At 59.9% G+C, this 19,490-nt stretch carries 10 protein-coding genes; 8 read left to right on the forward strand and 2 right to left on the reverse strand.

Annotated features, from left to right (window positions below):
• The 4 genes from P5540_17180 to P5540_17195 all read left to right on the forward strand — a co-directional run.
• Positions 1-3,014, forward strand: a 3,014-nt coding sequence (locus P5540_17180) for an immunoglobulin domain-containing protein (protein HRT66553.1), incomplete at its 5' end; no start/stop codon positions are given.
• A gap of 401 nt (positions 3,015-3,415) precedes the next feature.
• Positions 3,416-6,745 (forward strand): 6-bladed beta-propeller, encoded by a 3,330-nt coding sequence (locus P5540_17185; GenBank protein HRT66554.1) that lies wholly within the window; start codon positions 3,416-3,418, stop codon positions 6,743-6,745.
• 108 nt (positions 6,746-6,853) lie between these two features.
• Positions 6,854-8,101: a (Fe-S)-binding protein gene (locus P5540_17190; protein HRT66555.1), complete on the forward strand. Its 1,248-nt coding sequence runs from the start codon at positions 6,854-6,856 to the stop codon at positions 8,099-8,101.
• A complete protein-coding gene (locus P5540_17195; protein ID HRT66556.1) occupies positions 8,098-9,411 on the forward strand; it encodes a GMC family oxidoreductase N-terminal domain-containing protein in 1,314 nt (437 codons plus the stop codon). Before P5540_17190 ends, P5540_17195 begins: the two co-directional genes overlap by 4 nt.
• Before the next feature lie 53 nt (positions 9,412-9,464).
• Here the strand turns inward: P5540_17195 and P5540_17200 are convergent, their stop codons facing one another.
• The gene (locus tag P5540_17200) at positions 9,465-10,859 is read right to left on the reverse strand and encodes a hypothetical protein (GenBank protein ID HRT66557.1); all 1,395 of its coding nucleotides are present in this window, start codon (positions 10,857-10,859) and stop codon (positions 9,465-9,467) included.
• Positions 10,860-11,019: 160 nt separating this feature from the next.
• Positions 11,020-15,540, reverse strand: a complete 4,521-nt coding sequence (locus tag P5540_17205; GenBank protein HRT66558.1) for a CHRD domain-containing protein — start codon at positions 15,538-15,540, stop codon at positions 11,020-11,022.
• Positions 15,541-15,782: 242 nt separating this feature from the next.
• Between P5540_17205 and P5540_17210 the strand changes: the two genes are divergently transcribed.
• The 4 genes from P5540_17210 (at position 15,783) to P5540_17225 (ending at position 19,490) form a co-directional block, all read left to right on the forward strand.
• Positions 15,783-16,703, forward strand: coding sequence for a sugar phosphate isomerase/epimerase (locus P5540_17210; GenBank protein ID HRT66559.1), 921 nt, complete (start codon positions 15,783-15,785; stop codon positions 16,701-16,703).
• 76 nt (positions 16,704-16,779) lie between these two features.
• Entirely contained in the window at positions 16,780-17,922 is a 1,143-nt protein-coding gene (locus P5540_17215) for a PLP-dependent aspartate aminotransferase family protein (GenBank protein ID HRT66560.1), read from the forward strand.
• Positions 17,923-18,005: 83 nt separating this feature from the next.
• On the forward strand, positions 18,006-18,296 hold the full coding sequence (locus P5540_17220; protein HRT66561.1) for a nucleotidyltransferase domain-containing protein: 291 nt from the start codon (positions 18,006-18,008) through the stop codon (positions 18,294-18,296).
• A gap of 153 nt (positions 18,297-18,449) precedes the next feature.
• Complete coding sequence (locus P5540_17225; GenBank protein ID HRT66562.1) at positions 18,450-19,490, forward strand: alpha-L-fucosidase; 1,041 nt, start codon at positions 18,450-18,452, stop codon at positions 19,488-19,490.

Here is a 19,490-nt window from a genome sequence, read left to right on the forward strand (position 1 = left end):
GCGGCGGCAATGCGGAAGCGATTCTCGCCTATGCGTCCGGCGGCGGTGGGGCTGGCGGCGGCGCTGGCGGCGGCGGCGGCGGTGGCGGAAGCGGCTGGGGCGGCGGCGGCGGCGGCGCGGGTTCCAGCGGCCTTTTGGTGGGCGCGCCGATAGCCGGTTCGCCCGGGGCGTCGAATGACGGGCTGCCGGGCAATGGTGTACAACCGGCGGCATCGGGCGCGGGTGGCAACGGTGCTTTCAATATGACCACATGGCAGGCGGCCGGCGCGGGTGGCGCGGCATCCAGCGGCGGTAGCGGCGGATCAGGCGGCATTGGCGGCGCGGGCGGCAGCGGCGGAACGGGTGCGCAGGGCGCGTCCGGCGGTGGTTCATTCATCCTTGCATCCAAAGGTCTTTTGAAGTTTACGAATCCGGTTCAACTCAATGTTTCCGCAGCGGTGCCCGGCACGGGCGGCTTGGGCGGCGTGTGCCCGGGTCCGGCCAATGTCGGCGGCGCCGGTGGAACGGGTGGCGCAGCCAACAACACCGGTCGTGCCGGCGGAAGCGGCGCGGGCGCAACGGCCGGCAACGGGGGCGCCAGCGGCAGCGGCGGCAATGGCGGCAATGGTGGTAGCGGCGGTTTGGGTGGCGCCGGCGGCGCGGGTGGTGCGGCCGGTGCGGGCACACCCGGCATGGTCAAGCTGATGGGATCGGTCATTGTGGCCAATTCCGCGACCGTGGCCGCGGCAAACGGCGCTTCCACGGCGGCCAATCATTCGGGCGCCTGCACAATGGTATCCAATATGACGGCAACAGCCCGGACAACCTACAAACCGATCATGGGCGCGGGCGGCACAAACGATCTACCCGTTTTGGGCGCGGCGCGTCATGATGCGGTCCTGACGCGGCCGACCAATGCGCCGTATGAAACGATCGGAACGGCCTATCCCTTGCTGCCCAACTTGGTCGGTGGACCAGCCACCTATGGTTGGTGTGAAGCCGATTATTGGAACAAGGCCGAGGTGGATGCGAATATTCCGACGCATAGCGGCATACAAACGATCGTCTTCCGGCAGACTTCCACACCGCCATCGGTGTTCAGCGGCTACGATCAATTCGTGGTTGTTAACTATTCCGACACAGAATTTACCAATTTGGCCATTAAAGTGGGCAACAACGATCCAGTTCTGATTACGGATGTGGCCGATGTGCCCGCGAAACGCGGCATTTTGGCGCCCGGCGAAGCGTGGACCACGACGGTCAAGGCGGGTTCCGTGGTTGTGGCGAGCCAGGCCGTGAGCATCGTCGGACAACCCGCTTCCATTACGGTCAATCCGGATACGCTGGCCTCGTTTACCGTGGTTGCCACCGGCTCGCCGCTTTATTACCAGTGGCGGCGCGGCGCCGAAAACATTTCCGGCGCGACCGATGCGACCTATTCGTTCACGGCGCAGGAAGCCGATGACGGGGCTGTGTTCCGTTGCTTTGTGACCGATGCCCCGACCGGTGAACCGTACGGCACGTCGGCGCTTTCGGATCCGGCCACGCTGACGGTCAATCATCCGGTGGTGATAACCAGCCATCCTGAATCGCAAACGGTCGCCTACCTGGGTTCGGCCACCTTTACCGTGACCGCCACGGGCACGCCGCCGTTGGCGTATCAGTGGGGCAAGGATACGGTGCCGATTCCCGGCGCGACGGATGCAAGCTACACCGTTTCTTCGGCAACCGGGGCGGATCAGGGCGTCTACCTGTGCCTGGTCAGCAATGTCGTGAACAGCGTGCCTTCCAATGAAGCGACGTTGACGGTCAACGATCCCGGCATTGTGCAGCAGCCGGAGAATGCCAGCGCCGTGACCGGCGCCTCGGTCTCGTTTACCGCGGTGGCCAGCGGCTCCGGTGTATTGACGTACCAATGGCAGAAGTCGGACGACGGAACCACGAACTGGTTTGACCTTGTCGACGGCGGCAACGTCAGTGGCGCGCAGACCAACCAGTTGACCCTCAGTAACGTGCTTGATGCGGACAAAGGCTACTATCGTCTTCGGGTTACGGGGACCAACATGATTTACAGCAACGTGGTGCAATTGCAGGTGAGCGATCCGGCCATCCAGTTGCATCCGGTTTCCAAGACGGTCAATCCGGGCGAGTCAGCCAGCTTCACCGTTGTGGCCATCGGCACCCCGATAGGGAGCGACTTCCTCTATGAGTGGCGGAAAGACAGCGCCACGATTCCGGGCGCCACGGCGAATACCTATACCGTTCCGCTGGCGCATTGGTCCGACGAGGGCGAGTATTTGTGCCATGTGACCGGCCAGGTCGGCTCGGTGAATTCGAATCCGGCCATGCTGGATGTGCGCGGCGCGGCGATTGCGCTCGATCCGGCCCATCCGCAAAGCCAGGCAGTCTATGTGGGCAATACCGTCAGCATGCGTGTCGTGCCCAGCGGCGGATTTGGCGAAAGCGGCACACCGGCGTTCAATTACCAGTGGTGGTTCGAAAGCGCGGCCAAGTCTCCGCAGCCTGTCGGATCAAATACCCAAGTGTTGGTGCTGTCGTCGGTGAACCAAACCAATGCCGGTGGTTACTTCTGCGTCGTCAGCGATGACTCGCCGTTCTCCGCGACATCGAATACGGCCACCTTGGAGGTCGGCGACCATCTGAACATCACGCAATATCCGGCCGGCGCCCATAAATTGGTGGGCGAGACGCACACCATGACCGTCGCCACGTCCGGCGGCGTGGGCACGCTGACCTATACATGGAAGAAGAACGGCGGCACGGTCGCATCCGGCACCGGTTTGTCAAGTTACACGACGCCGGCGCTGACGCTGGCCGACAATTACTCGTCCTATGTTGTTGAAATAGACGACGAGGGAATTGATCCGCCGGTAAGCACCGCGAATTCGCCCGCGATCATTACGGTTGAACAGGCCACAAACCCGGTGCCGGTCGTTGGGTTGGTGGGCGCCGGACTGCTTGCGGCCGCTTTGACGATCGGCGGTATGGTTACGGTTCGGAGAAAGCGGCGCTAACGGGTTAGAGTCATCTCTGGCATCGAGTACAAATTGAGGCCACCGGTGGCAACGCCGGTGGCCTCTTGTCGTGTGTTTTCAATGAGGCTGGGCGCTCCCGATCCTGAAACTGGCTCGTGAAAGCGATTCTATCGCTCATATTATAGACGAAATGGACTTTGTGGACCCCATGGGATTCTGCCTGGAAGGCAAAACACCTTGCGTGTCCATATCGTCCATGAAGTCCGTTTCCATGGGGATAAGCAGGGAGCCTTCAATTTTTCTGCCGAATTTAGAATGATGGATGCCGCACTGTTGCCCGGATAATGGGCAAAATGCTCCAAGAAGAAGTGGATTTCGTTTATTAAAGAAAAAGATGTTCCGCAGTCGGTTGTTGTGAAGTAAAGGGAGGAGTAAAGGACATGAAGTACAGTAGCAGGGCGATGTTTGCAGGGATGGTTTTGTTTCTGGCGTGGGCGATGACGGGGCTGGCTCCGGAGACGGCGGCGCTCGATATTTCAATAGAGTGGGTACGGCCCGATCTACCCCAGCCATGGTATTTCACCCGGCCGCAGGGTATTGCGTGTGATAGCGCTGGCAATATCTATGTTGCCGACATGTTCAATGATCGCATCCAGGTTTTTACTACGGAGGGGGTATTCATACGCCGGTGGGGTGAGCGTGGCAGCCAGCCCGGCCAGTTCATGTCGCCTGCCGCGGTTGCGGTGGACGCCTCGGGAAACATTTATGTTGCCGACACCTATAATTACCGCATTCAGAAATTCGACTCGAATGGCGCTTATCTTGCGCATTGGGGTGGATTTGGCGATGGCGATGGACAATTTAAAACTCCGCAAGGTGTTTCAGTGGATGTAGGGGGAAACATCTTTGTCGCGGACAGTGGAAATAACCGTGTGCAGAAATTTTCCAGTCAGGGTGTTTTCCTGTCCAAATGGGGAACATTGGGCAGCAGTGACGGGCAGTTCAAGAGTCCTGGATGCGTCGCCTTTGACAGAGAGGGCAATATCTACGTTGCCGATACCGAAAACCATCGAATTCAAAAGTTCGACGGCAACGGCGTTTTTCTAACCCGTTGGGGATCCTACAGCCAAGCGATCGACGGCAAATTCTGTTTTCCCCGCTGTGTTCTGGTCAATGCCGCCAATGAAGTACTGGTCGTGGATACCAACAACGACCGCATCCAGCGTTTTGATGTTTCCGGCGTTTTTTTAGGCAAGTGGGGCGTGGCCGGATCCGATAACGGCCAATTGTGGAATCCGTGGAGCGCTGTTCAGGACAATGCAGGCAACATATATATTTCCGATTCTTGGAACAACCGCGTGCAAAAGTTCGATTCAGAGGGCCAATTTCTGGCGAGTTGGAGCGCATCCGGCAATCAAGACGGCATGTTTCAAAATCCCAAGGGAACGGCCGTGGACAATTTGAACAATATCTATATTGCGGATACATACAACAATCGAATTCAGAAGTTCGATGCACAGGGCAGCCTCTTGGAAATATGGGGTTATGAGGGCGATGCCGATGGCGCCTTTTACGAACCGGAAGGGATCGCGGTTGACGGCGTTGGAAACGTCTATGTGGCCGATACCCAGAATCATCGAATCCAAAAATTCAACAGTTCCGGTGATTTTGTGGGCAAATGGGGCGTTCAGGGGTATGAAAACGGCGAGTTCGACACGCCCAATGCCGTTGCCGTTGACGGTTCCGGGAACGTGTTCGTTTGCGACAGCCGAAACGATCGCGTGCAGAAATTCGATTCCAACGGCGCTTTTCTTCTTGCGTGGGGAGATTGGGGAACCAATCCAGGCCAATTTCGCTATCAATACGGTATTGCGACTGATCATGCCGGCAATGTCTACGTTACCGACGGCAACTGCCGTGTACAAAAATTCAACAACAACGGCCAGTTTCTGAGCGTGTGGGGCGAATACGGCCAAGGCGAGGGACAGTTCGACGATCCAAGGGGAATTGCTGTGGACAATTCCCTGCATGTCTATGTCGTTGACAATCCGACGCATCGAGTACAGGTGTTCGATTCCGCAGGATCGTTCTTGTATCAGTGGGGAAGTAAGGGAGATGCCCTTGGCCGCTTTTACGGACCCAGTGGTATCGCTGTTGACAATGAAGGCCGTGTTGTTGTGGTTGATTCCGGAAATTCGCGCATCCAGAAATTTGTCGTCACGCCTGGAGGCGAAGGGGAAGGCGAAGGGGAAGGCGAAGGGGAAGGCGAAGGGGAAGGCGAAGGGGAAGGCGAAGGTGAAGGCGAAGGGGAAGGGGAAGGGGAAGGTGAAGGGGAAGGGGAAGGTGAAGGGGAAGGGGAAAATGGGAATGATTCCGATTTGGATGGATTGACCGACAGCCAAGAGGCCGCCCTTCAGACCGATCCCAACAATCCGGATACGGACGGCGACGGTATGACCGATGGGTTTGAAGTGGCCAACGGTTTTGATCCCCTTGTTTCCGACGCCGACGAGGATGCGGATGGCGACGGTTTCTGCAACCTGGAGGAATTTCTTCGCGGCTGGGATGCGTTGGATGCCGATTCTCCCAACGCGCGGATCTTTGTTTCACCCACAGGAAGCGATACCACCGGCGATGGTTCGGAGACAAATCCCTTGCGCACGGTAACGCATGCGTTGAGTCAGGCTGGCGCCTCGGCTGGCGCACCGGTCAGCGTGCTTTTGTTTCCGGGGATTTATACGGAAAACATTGTGCTTGCGCCATGGATCACGCTGTGCGGCACGGCGCCGGATGGCGCGATTATCGAAGGCGCGATTACCGGTGCGTCCTCGTCGGGCATCCGAAATCTGGAAGTGCGTGAGCCAGGAACGGCCGTCGCCGAATTGCTTTTGATCGACAACGTTGCCATGACCGTTGAGAACGTTCGTTTTTCCGGAAAAACAGGCAGTACCACCACGGGTATCAAGGTGTTGGAAGGCGGTTCCGAAAGACCGCTTATCGATCGTTGCCTGTTTACAGGGCTTGCCACAGGCGTGGATGCGCTTGGCGGCATTCCCTTGATTCGTCGTTCACTTTTCGAGAATCTGGGCGGCGACGGCATTGTCATCAGGGCGATTTCAAAAGCCGCAGGCGGCGATTTGAGCGATGCGCAAGACCCGAACGCCGGATTCAACACTTTCCGTATCGGCAGCATCGCGGGCCATGCCGTCGTAAATGAACGATCTCAAACGGTTCTTATGCAAAACAACGACTGGGATACCGACAATCCAGTTGAAATTGCCGCGGCTATTGCCGGTCAGGCCACTTTTGAGCCATTCCTTGCCAAGGGCGCGGGACTGATTCCGGCCGGCATTGTCTGCATGGTATGGAATTTCGATACGAAAGAGGCCATTTCCAACGCTTCGGTTCAATTGCAGCCGGGAACCTTCCGTCCCGTAACCGAAAACAGCGGAGGAATATATTCAATGGCATGTCTCGGCGCGGGGAATTATACCGTGACCGTCTCGGCTCCGGGATACGCGAACGTTTCACGGAATGTGGATGCGGTGGCCGGCACGTTGAAAACGCTTGTGTTCGGCATGAGTACGGTCCCGGTTCCCCCGGCCAACGGCGGTGGTTGTTTCGGCGGCACGCTAAGCGACATGCCGTGGCCGGTGAATCCTTCTTTGGACGCCGATAACCTTCTTCCCTGTCTGGCGATGCTGTTGTGCCTTGCATCGGCCTCGCGCATGGCGAAACGCGGGCGTGCATCGCTGCGCCGTGGAGATTGAAACGGAGCGCCAAGTACGGCTTCCGGGCTGGCGGGCCAATAAAAAAAGGCGTTTTCCTTGGAAAATGCGTTGTGTGCATTTTTGCCGGAGGTAAGGTAAGATGCCGTCATGCCGGAGTTCCGCAAATATGAACGAAGACCCTTCGACGCGGAGGGCTGCACGCGGTGCGGGCGCTGTTTGTCGGAGTGTCCGGTCATGCGCCTGCCGGAGCCGGAAGCGAAAGCGGAGATTGCATCGCTCATAGCCTGTCTGCAAGGGGCCGGACTTGCGCGGCCGTCCACGGAGGCCGTGCTGCGATCATGCACGAGTTGTTTTGCCTGCGACGTTCTGTGTCCGCAGGATTGCCGTCCGGCCAACCTGTTTCTTGCCATCTGGGGCCGGCGGTTCCGCGAGCGCGGTCTGCCGGAGCGTGCGCGGTATTTTCTGCCGCACAGCCGCCCGAATTTCCGGACCTACGTCCTGGAGCGGATGACCGCCGAAGAGAAAGACGCGGTCGAGTCGTGGAAAAGTCTCGAACCTGTCGAGACCTTTTTCTATCCGGGCTGCAACCTCATCACGACGCCGTACCTGACCTTCTCGAAGTTGTTTGCCGGACTGCCCATTCGCGGCGCGCTCGACTACTGTTGCGGCGAAATGTACTTTCGTATGGGTCTGGAGGACCTTCTCGAACAGGTGGCGCGGAAGTGTACGGCCTACTTCAGGACCCTTGGCGCGAAAACGGTTTATCTGCAATGCACGGCGGGGCTGAATATGTTTGCGAACGTGCTGCCGCAATTCGGCGCCGATTTCGCGGGCATCCGCTTTGAGCCGTTTCTCAAGCGGGTGTTCGAGGGTCTCGAATCGGGCGAATGGCCTATCGTGAAGCGGTTCAACGGCCAGACCGTCGCGGTCCAGGATTCGTGCCACGCGAAAATTTATGAGCCGGGTTATGCGGACTGGCCGCGCAAGACGCTTTCGTTGCTGGGATTTTCCGTGCGTGAGGCGCCGCGCCACGGCGATACGGGTCTTTGTTGCGGCATCGGTGCCGGGTTTTCCCACGAAGCCGCGTACGGCAAGTTCGATCTGATTCGCGGACAACGCGCCTGCGTGCACAATCTTCGAGACGCCCGGGCCGATGTCGTGGCGGTGTATTGCAGCGGCTGCCTCGCGATGATGTCCGTGGCGCGTTACGTGGCGCGGCTGGGAAGCCCCGTGTATCACATACTCGAATTGATTCAGGAAGCGATAGGGGAACAGCCCTTGCGCCGGCATCGCGGCGTTGCGCGAAACTTCCTGATCGGCACGTTGCGCAACCAAGGCGGCGGAAAACGGCGGTTTCGTCCCCCGCCCATTGAACAATCGGGAGACCGCCCATGAACCGGATGGAAACGGAAGCAATCGTGGTGGGATCGGGTCCGGGCGGAACAACGCTGGCCCGTGCGCTCGCGCGGCAGGGCAAACGCGTTCTGCTGCTTGAGCGAGGCTCGGATCATCGCGGGGCCTTTTACTACGGCACCTATCTCGGCCCGTTGATTTACTCGGATCGGGCAAGCCTCCTTTTCACGAAGGAGGGATTGAACATCGTGCGGCCCCTGATGGTGGGCGGCGCCACGAACATGTTCTGCGGATGCGCCGCCCCGCCCCCGCCGTGGCTCAAGGAACAGTACGGCGTGGATATGGACGCGGAAGTCAACGAGACCATCGCCGAACTCGAAATCGCGCCCCTACCGCCCGAATTGCGCGGTTCCGCCTCGACGCGCATCGCCGGGGCCGCTCAATCGCTCGGCTATCCATGGGAACCGCAGCCGAAATTCATGAAGCCCGCCCGGGCGCGGGCGTTCGACTGCGGCGCCAAGTGCATGCTCGGCTGCCGGTGCGGCGCGAAATGGAACGCCGCGGAATATGCGGACGAGGCTGTGGCCATGGGCGCGCAACTGGCCACGCGCACGTGTGTAGACCGCGTAATCGTCGAAAAAGGCCGTTGCGTGGGGGTCGCGGGCCGCAGGGGGAGGAGGGCCTTTGAAGCGCGCGGCCAAGTGGTGATCCTCGCGGCCGGCGGAATCGGATCGCCCCGCATCCTGCAAGCCTCCGGTTTTCCGGAAGCTGGCAACGGCATGACGATGGACATCACGGTCATGGTGTACGGTTTTGGGAACGAACCGGGCATCGGCAAGGAGCCGCCGATGACATGGTCGTGGGAAAATCCCGACGAAGGCTACATGCTCAGCACGCTTGCCGACCCCTGGCTGCTGTTTCCGTTCATTATGGCGCTGAAAGGCCTCCGCTATCCCCTGTACTGGCCGAAATGGAACCGCCTGCTCGGCATCATGATCAAACTCAAGGACGATATTTCGGGGGGCGTGTTTCCGAACGGAAAAATCAGCAAGCCTATGACGGAGCGCGACCGGTCGCGCATGGCGAGCGCGCAGCGCGTGTGCGAGCGAATTCTCGAAGCCGCCGGCGCGAAACCGTCGTCCATTTTCGTTACCCCGCAACGCGGCACGCATCCCAGCGGCACCGTCCGCATCGGCACGATGCTCGACGAAAACCTGCAAACGAAAACGCCCGGCTTGTACGTGTGCGATGCCAGCGTGTTTCCGGAAGCGCTGGACCGGCCGACGGTTCTGACGATTATCGGTCTTGCCAAACGGCTGGCGAAACACCTGATCGCGACGGAACTGGCCTGACGGGAACAATCGGGGCGACGGGCTGGTTCACCCGTCCCCGACGCATTCACCGATCAGGTTTTGAATTGACAAACTATGTCTGCCTGTTTGTCTGCATTTCCATGATCGTCTTGGCCGTTGGCGCCCACGCTGTAGAGGACGAAGCCGTTTCCCTCCGTACGATAGATGAACGGCCGGCCCGAGAACGGGTCCAAAGGCACGACGGCGAGATGGGCGGGAACCAGTGCTTCCGGATTCGCGGGATAGGCCCCTTGCGCGTGTTTGAACTGCCGGAGAGCACAGGCAATACGAAGCGCGAGGCAGTGGGCGTCCGTTGCTGCCTGATGTTCACTCGAACGCATCAAATTGGGCATGATATAAGCGGTCAAAGGCGTGCGCCAATCCAGTTCAGAATTTTCCTGCCAAATTTGCGTGAACATGGGCTTTGCCTCGTAATAGGGCCGCTGGCACGCCGCTATGATGCGGGTTTGAAGTTCGAGTCCCCGGAGTTCGTCCATATTGCGCCAGAATCGTAAAGCGGGACTCCCGTACAATCCGAGTGCAAGGCGCGTCGCTGTGCTTGTCTGTTGTGCTAAATTGCCGCGGAGATCTTGGAATCCGTCAATCAGGAAAAGTCGTTCGGACTCGTAAGCGCGCGCCAGTTCGCCGGGTCTGACCGACCGATCGAGGACTTGGGCGAAAGCCGCAAGGGCGGCGTCGGAGAAATCCGCCTCGTTGGCCAGAGACACGGCCAGATTCGTTCCGATATTCCTGATGGCAACGGTAATCATTTGGTTGATGAGATTAGGCCACATACCCGCCAAGTGGTTGGCGCCGTCCAGTATGCGGCCGGCCATGTCCAGCGCCTCGTCCGGTTTGCCATCCTTCAGGAGCCGAAGGGCCTCGAGCGAAAGCAAATTAGCCGCGCCGCGCTGCGCTAGCAGATTGGGCAGCTTGATGGCGGCAATTGGGACGGGTTGCGGCGCCGCGGCATCCAGCGCGGCGCCCGGGCTGTCCGAAGGCAGCCGGCTAATTTCAACGATCTTGGCGAGCAGGTCGCGATTCTTCTCAAGCGCCTCGCGCACTTTCGCTTCGACTTCCGGCGACCATCGGGCCTGCACGTCCGCAATTGCCGTGGCGCAGTGTTGGCCAAAGATCATCGGAAGCGATTTGTCTTCCGGCAGCTGGTAAAAATCGTCCGGATCGAGCGACATGATGAAATCCACCACCGGACGACGACCCCTGGAATCGCGGTCGGCCAGGGCAAAAAGCGCTTCGCGGCTTGTGACGGCTCCCGAAGCCTTCAATCGCTCCAGTTCCGCGTTGAGCGCCTTGCCGGTTGTGCGGTCCAGCACGAACCACACGATCGCCAATGCGGCGAACAAGATGCCCAATCCGATCAAGAACCCTTTCCGCGGCCAAATTTTATTCGTGTTGGCCGTGGCGCCCTCTTCTTGAGCCTGCTGCATGCCACCCTTCCTTTCATGTTTTAGCCACCTTGGCCGGTTTTGTGAAAAACAGGTACTACTGTACCGCCTGGACAAAGGAACGGAAGACAGGCTGTCTCTCCTGCTCCGTGTCCTTTGTCCACCGGTTCTGTAAGAGGCTGTAATTCCAAATGGCGACGAATTACCGCCGGCAGGATGGCCTCCTGTGCCTCCAAAAAGCAAATGCCGCCATGCAAGCAAACGCGATGGCCCAGAAAACGATGCTGAACATGCCCGCGACAGGCAATGAGGCGGGTTCCACAATCAATTCCACGACGTATTCCGCCGGCGCCTTGGAACCATCGTCATACACGCAGCGATACGTGCCGGAATCGGATATCTTCACGTTGGCCAGGCACAACTGCCGATATGTCTCGTTCAACAACGGCGATTCGTTGAAATACCATTGGAACGAATGCCCTGTTTCGCCTGGCACGCAAAGGCAAAGGTTGTCGCCGACCATGTGCACACCGCCCGGCGAACAACCGGCGGGCAATGTGTCGGTGCGCACATCGCATTGGGGCGAAGAGGAAAGAATCTGGCCGCGGATTGCGCCTCCGGGATGGGCGGTGTCGTGAATGTTGGCATAAAGATTTCCCGCCAACAGATCGGCCACATCCGGCGCGGTCAGGGTGAATACTTGATGGATAGGATGGGCCGCGTTCGTAAAGCCAAAGACGACCGGTCCGGCAACGCCGACGGCGGCCCGGTGGATATGCGCCGAACTGGGTGAGGATACCCCGTGCAGAATATCAATCGTGAGGGTCGTCCGATCCGCGCTGAGCACCGCCGTGCCGCATCCGGTTGCGCGGGAACCGCTCGGCGGGACTTCCTGGCCTTCGTTGAGCGGGAAGAGGAACGTTATTTCCTCGCCCTCGCCCTCGCCCTCGCCTTCACCTTCACCCTCGCCTTCACCCTCGCCTTCGCCAACTGGTTCAGTCACACAAACACCTCCGCCTTGCTGGATTCGGATGGTCGCGGTCGTCGAACCGGACATACCGGCGAGGGGACCGCCGGGCGCGCCGACGAAGTCAATGCGATACTCGATATCGAAAAAGCTGTCTACCGCCCAGTTGCCATCCGGCAGACGGGTCAGCGTGGTGTGGCCGGGGCTGGGCAGGCCGAAATTGTTGCCGGCCGTCACGCGCAACAGATCGAAGTCCGGATCGCCGGGCGGAAGTTGTCCCTGCATGGCAAACATCGTGGTGTCGAAGGACTGGACGGGATTGCCGGGGGTTCTCGGCCCTGTGTGGACCTCGAAGACATGCGGAATCACAATCGTGCGCTTGTAGGTTTCCAGGGTTCCCGTGCCGCTCCAGTCGAGTTGCAGGGACGCGCTGAACGTTTCCCGTTCGCCGCCCATGCTACCGCCGAGTTCTGTGAAAATATCGAAGAAACTGTCCATGGTGGCTTGGGCGTTCAATTGGGTTCCATCGGGCAGCCCATCCTCGATCTTCATCGAGCCGCCTACGCCATAGGCGGGACAGGTCGCCGGGAGCGTTCCCGAACCGTTGAGATCGTCGGGCGTGGCGCATGCGGGGGGCGAAACGGGCGCGGGCGTGCCTTGGTGCATGCGGATTGTGGCGGTTGTCGAGCCGGATTTGCCCGCAAGCAGACCGTCCGGCGCGCCCACGAAATCTATCCGGTAAGTGATGTCGAAGAAACTGTCCACCGTCCAGGTCCCGGATGGCTGCCTGGTCAGTGTCGTGTGGCCGGGGCTGGGCATGCCGAATCCCGTGCCGGCGGTAACGCGCAGCAGGTCGAAATCCGGATCGCCCGTAATCTGGCCCTGCAGCCGGAAGAGATCGGTCGTGAGTTCTTCGTTTGAAACGCCTGGCGTGCGCGGCGACGTGTGGACCTCGAGGATGTGCGGGAGAACCAGCGTCCGCGAGAACGTGGCAAGGGATCCGGTACCGGTCATATCGAGCCGAAGCGAGGCTCTGAAGATTTCACGTTCTCCGTCCAGGCTGCCGCCGAGTTCGGTGAAGATATCGAAGAAACTGTCCAGCCGTGCCGAGGAACACAATTCCGTGCCATCCGGCAAACCTTCCGTGATATTCATGGTCGCGCCGTTTTCGGGCGTGTAGGGACAATCCGCCGGAAGGCTAGCGGTTCCGGTGGCGCCTGTTGACGCAGTGCATGTGTCGCCGACATAGATAGGAACGCCCTGCCGGATGCGGATGGTACCTGTGGTCGAACCGGAATGGCCGGCCAGCGGGCCGCCGGGCGCGCCGACGAAATCTATGCGATAGGTAATATCGAAGAAACTGTCCACGGCCCAACGGCCCGACTCTGTGCGGCTGATCGTGGTGTGGCCTGGGCTGGGCAGGCCGAAATCGGTTCCCGCGGTGATCCGCAACAGGTCGAAGTCCGGGTCGCCGGTAATCTGGCCCTGAAGCCGGAACATGTCCGTATCGAAGGTCTGGACCGGATCGCAGGCCGTGCGCGGCGCAAGGTGCACCTCGAAAACATGCGGCAGCACGAATGTGCGCGCATACGAACCCAGCGAGCCGGTTCCCTTCATGTCGAGCGACAACGACGCGCTGAACGTTTCGCGTTCGCCGCCCAGACTGCCGCCCAGCTCCGTGAAAATGTCGAAGAAACTGGATATGCGCACCGAGGATTGCAGTTGATCTCCAGGGGCAAGCCCGTCAACGATGTCCATGGTTCCATTTTCGCCGAGGTAGGGGCAGGTCGCGGGCAACGCTCCCGTTCCATTTCCATTGTCGGCAACATCGCACGGCTCGCCGCTTGTCTGGTGTTGCGCGGGGACCGGCGTGACGCACGCGCCGCCGCCTTGCTGCATGCGGATGGTGGCGGTCGTCGAACCGGACATGCCGGCAAGAGGTCCGCCGGGCGCGCCGACAAAGTCAATTCGATAGGTGATATCGAAGAAGCTGTCCACGGCCCAACTGCCATCGGCTTGGCGCGTCAACGTGGTATGGCCGGGGCTGGGCAATCCGAAACCGGTGCCGGCGGTAACGCGCAGCAGGTCGAAGTCCGGATCGCCGGGAGGCAACTGGCCTTGGAACAGGAACATGGTGGTATCGAAGGTGAAAGGACCCGACGGAGTGCGTGGCGGGCTGTCAATCTGCGAGGTAATCTGCATCTGCAACGTGCGGCTGAAACCGGCAAGCGCGCCCGATCCCACGAGATCGAGTTGCAGCATCTCGGTGCAGACCGCGCTCTCGCCACCCAGGGAGCCGCCCGGATTCCGCGAGATCACGACAAGATCCTGCAAACTCGCGGCGCCCGAAAGCCTGGAGTCCGGCGGCAGTCCATCGGTGATGTCCATCGTGCCGCTGGGCGAGGTAAACGGACACGACGCCGGAAAATCGGCCATCCCCGTGCCGTTGTCCGCCTGCACGCATACCGGCGGAAAAACCGGGTCCGGGGCGCCTTGATGCAGTCGAATGGTTCCCGTTGTCGAACCGGACATGCCCGCGAGTCGGCCGCCGGGCGCGCCCACGAAATCTATCCGGTAGGTGATGTCGAAGAAACTGTCCACCGTCCAGGTCCCGGATGGCTGCCTGGTCAGTGTCGTGTGGCCGGGGCTGGGCATGCCGAATCCCGTGCCGGCGGTAACGCGCAGCAGGTCGAAATCCGGGTCGCCCGTTATTTGGCCTTGCAGGCTGAATAGATCGGTCGCGAGTTCTTCTTTTGAAACTCCCGGCGTGCGCGGCGACGTGTGGATTTCAAGCACGTGCGGCAACACGAGGACGCGCTTGAATGAGTCCAAGTCGCTTGTTCCTTGCATTTGCAGAGTCAGCGAGGCGCTGAACGTCTCGCGTTCTCCGCCCAGGCTGCCGCCCAGTTCCGTGAAAATGTCGAAGAAACTCCCTATCGTTGGCACGGATTTCAATTGGGCGCCGTTCGGCAGACCCTCCGTGATGTCCATCGTGTCGTTGTCCGCCAATAACGGGCAATTTGCGGGCAAACTAGCCACTCCGCTGGCGCCGGTAAACGTGGCGCACGTTTCGCCAACATAGATTGGGCTGCCTTGCCGGATGCGGATGGTACCCGTGGTCGAACCGGAATGGCCGGCCAGCGGGCCGCCGGGCGCGCCGACGAAATCTATGCGATAGGTAATATCGAAGAAACTGTCCACGGCCCAACGGCCCGACTCTGTGCGGCTGATCGTGGTGTGGCCTGGGCTGGGCAGGCCGAAATCGGTTCCCGCGGTGATCCGCAACAGGTCGAAGTCCGGGTCGCCGGTAATCTGGCCCTGAAGCCGGAACATGTCCGTATCGAAGGTCTGGACCGGATCGCAGGCCGTGCGCGGCGCAAGGTGCACCTCGAAAACATGCGGCAGCACGAATGTGCGCGCATACGAACCCAGCGAGCCGGTTCCCTTCATGTCGAGCGACAACGACGCGCTGAACGTTTCGCGTTCGCCGCCCAGACTGCCGCCCAGTTCCGTGAAAATGTCGAAGAAACTGGATATGCGCACCGAGGATTGCAGCCGATCTCCGGGGGCAAGCCCGTCAACGATGTCCATGGTTCCTTCTTCGTTGACATACGGGCAATCCGCGGGAAGGGCCGCCGTTCCGTCGCCGTTGTCCCGTGCATCGCACGTTTCCGCGTGGGCGGGCGGCGCCGCATACGGGGCCGAAAATGAAAAAGCGAATACGAAAACTGCGATGAACCAGCCTGTACGTTTCATGACACGTCTCCTTGCCTGAAATTGAACGACGTTGAACTGCCCGGGCGCCTGCCTCTTTGCACTGAAGGTGGATTTGAATGTCCACTTTATTCTGGATATAATTGTCCACTATTATGCCGAAAAAGTCAAGGCCTTTTTGCGGATTTTTTCGGGGCCGGTCCAGTCGTTCAGTGGCAATTCCGCCGGGATTCCGGTACAGTAACGTCCCATGCAAACGGATTGGACGGGAAAGGACATTGGATATGGATCGCAGGCGTTTTTTACAGACGGGACTGGGCGCGGGGCTGGCTGTCACGGCGGCATCGGCCGTGGCGCAAACGGAAAAGAAGACCTATCAGGCCGGGAAAAGCCCGTGGCCTATCGTGCTGAACGCGAGCACGATCCGTCCCGCACCGCTCACGGACAAGATCCGCGTCGCGGCGGAAGCGGGATACGACGGCATCGAGTTATGGGTGAACGAACTTGAAGAGTTCGAGAGTGAAGGCGGCGACCTCAAGGCATTGGGCGCGGAGATTCGCGACAAGGGCCTGTTCGTGCCGAACGTGATCGGCCTGTGGGATTCGATGCCGATGGAACAGGAGGCGTGGGAGAAGTCGCTTGAAGCGACGCGCCGGCGCATGCGCATGTCGTCAGCCGTCGGTTCGCAGCACGTGGCGGCCATTCCGGCGCCGGATCGCGCGGATTTCGATCTCAAGATCGGCGCGCAGCGCTATCGGGATCTCCTTAAAATTGGGCGCGACGAATTCAATATCATCGTTGCCTGCGAATTCGTCGGATTCCTCAAGGGCGTGCACCGGCTTGGCCAAGGATCGGCCATCGCGCTCGACGCGAACGATCCGGACGCGTGCCTCGTGGCGGACACGTTCCACCTGTATCGCGGCGGATCGGGTTTCGACGGTCTCGCGCATCTCAACGGCAATTTCATCGCGGTGTTTCACTGGAACGACGTGCCGGCCGATCCGCCCGTGGACCAGTTGGGCGACGCGCACCGGATCTATCCGGGCGACGGCGTTCTGCCGCTCAAACATGCGCTCGGCTTGCTGCGCCGGATTGACTACCGGGGCCCGCTGTCGCTCGAAATGTTCAACCGCGAACATTGGAAACAGGATCCGCTTGTGGTCGCCAAGACCGGCCTCGAAAAGATCCTCGCGTTGATGGATTAAGGTATGGGTATGCGGAGAACCTCTTTTTCACGGGAAAAGAAGTCTTCCCGCGGACAAACGGCAATAGGAGAAAATCATGCGTTTCGAAACAGCCGTTGTGCATGCGGGCCAGGCGCCGGACCCGGCGTATGGCGCGGTGATGCCGCCGATTTACCAGGTGTCCACGTTTGCGTTCAAAGGCGTGGGCGAACCGGGTCCGTTCGACTACACGCGTTCCGGCAATCCGACGAGGAAGGCACTCGAGGACTGTCTGGCTGCGCTTGAAGGCGGCGTGCGCGGGTTTGTTTTCGCGACGGGCATGGCCGCCGAGGCGACGGCGCTGTCGCTGCTGCAATCCGGCGATCATTTGCTGGTCCACAACGACCTGTACGGCGGAACCTATCGCATCGTAACGCAGTGGACGGCGGCGCAGGGCATCGCGGTGGATTTCGTGGACATGCGCGATCTCGATGTGTTGCGCGATGCGCTGCGTCCGAATACGCGGCTGGTGTGGACCGAAACGCCGACGAATCCGGTGATGAACCTGCTCGATTTGCGCGCGATTACGGACCTCTGCAAGGCGGCGGGCGTGACAACGATTTGCGACAACACCTTCCTGTCGCCCTACTTTCAGCGTCCGCTCGAACTGGGCATGGACATTGTGCTGCACTCGACCACGAAATACATCAACGGGCATTCGGACGTGGTCGGCGGGGCGCTGATTACGGGCAATCCGGCGCTTGCGGAACGCATCGGTTTCCTGCAAAACATGCTCGGCACCGCCGAGTCGCCGTTCGATTGTTTCCTGGTGTTGCGCGGCCTCAAGACGCTGCCGTTGCGGATGGAAGCGCACAACCGGAACGCGCTGGCCATTGCGCGCTGGCTCGAAGCGCACCCGAAAATCCGCCGCGTGAATCATCCCGGCCTCGAAAGCCATCCGCAGCATGAACTGGCCCTGCGGCAGATGACGGGCTTCGGCGGAACATTCTCGTTTTGCGTGAAGGGCGGTGAAGAGGCGGCGTTGCGCCTGCTGGCCAACGTCAAACTGTTCATTCTCGCGGAATCGCTCGGCGGCGTCGAATCGCTCATCGAGCATCCGGGGACGATGACGCACATCTCGATGCCGCCCGAAGCCCGCGCCGCCGCCGGCATTACTGAAGACATGATCCGGATCAGCGTCGGAATCGAACATGTCGAAGATCTCATCGAGGACTTGGAGCAGGCCTTGGCCGCCTGTTGACGGGCCAACCGGTTGACAGCACGGATCGCCAGCCCTAGAATTACTCTTGCAGGCGGCAAACAAGCATGGCGCCTGAGAGGATCATGACCAGAGAAGAGATTCGCGGGACGTTGCACGGCATCAATCCCCGAATCGGGCGCGAATTCCGCGCGGACATTGAAGGTTTCTTTGGTTCGCGGGCGCGCAGCGATGCGCGAGACGACAGCGATCTTGACGTTCTCGTGCGTTTCAGGGAAGGGGCTTCCCTGTACGATCTTGTGGGCTTGGGGGATTTTCTCGAAGGCATCTTCAAGCGCCGGGTGAATATTGTTTCGACCCGTTCGCTTTCGGGCGAACTCGCTCCGCGCGTTTCCCGGGACCTTGTACGGGTATGAAAGCCGCCAGACTTATTCTTGAATGCCATAGTATGATTACTACATAATAATATACAAACATATTAATATTAATGTATAGTATAATTTTGTTATGCCTTTGCCATTCTCCATGCGGTTTGCAACATAATCTTGGAAGTAAGGAGGTTTTTTCTCATGAGCACGATTCTTTGCATGATGATATGCATCGTGGCGGCGGGGGAACCGCGGGATCCTCTGGACAACGCGGCCCGCGCGCAAAATCTCTCCAGCCTGCGGTGCGGGATGTTCATTTGTTGGTCGCTGAGCACGTTTTCGGGGCATGAATGGACGCGGGGGGTGACCAGTCCCGATTTCTTCAAGGCGACGGGGTGCGACACGGATCAGTGGTGCCGGACGGCGCGAGACGCGGGGATGGGCTATATCCTTTTCCTGACAAAACATCACGACGGGTTCTGCCTGTGGGACACGAAGACGACAGAGTTCAAGGTTACGAACAGCCCGCTCCATACGGATGTCCTCGCGAAGTTGCGCAAATCGTGCGACAAATATGGACTGAAACTGGCGCTGTATTTCTCGGAAGGGGATTGGACGTGGATCAAGGATCCCTTGCCCCGGGACGGCCTGCTGCCGGGCAGTCCCAACTGGGGGAATCCCGTCTGGGCGTCAAGCAACAATCCCGAAGCGAAAAAAGAGCAACTTCGCGAGTTGATCACGCAATACGGCCCCATCGCGTTTTTCTGGATGGATCATGCGCAAGGCGATGGCGGCCTTGGCCATCGGGAGACCGCCGAATGGGTGCATCGTTTCCAGCCGGACTGTTTCGTCGGATTCAATCATGGCGAACCGGCGGGCGATCTTTGCCTGCGCGAACGGGGCGCCCCGGGGCCCATCGGCGACGCGAGCGCGTCCGCGTACAATAAGCAGGCGGAAGAAACCTACAAGGGATACCTCGTCGCCGAATTCACCTATCCGATACTGCCGCCGCATGAGGGCGGCGCCGACTGGTTCTATTCGCTGCCCAAGCACGACGCGTTGTGCCACCCGGCCGAAAAATTGTTCGAGGACTATCTCGGCGCGGTCAGGCACGGCAACATTTTTTCCATTGACGTGGGTCCGGACTACGCCGGCCGATTGCGCGCCATTGATGTCGCCACCCTACGCAAACTGGGCGATCTGATTCGAAAACACGCGGAATCCGACGGGGATAAACCGTAG

Source organism: Candidatus Hydrogenedentota bacterium, from assembly GCA_035450225.1.
In the GTDB taxonomy this organism is placed as follows: domain Bacteria; phylum Hydrogenedentota; class Hydrogenedentia; order Hydrogenedentales; family SLHB01; genus DSVR01.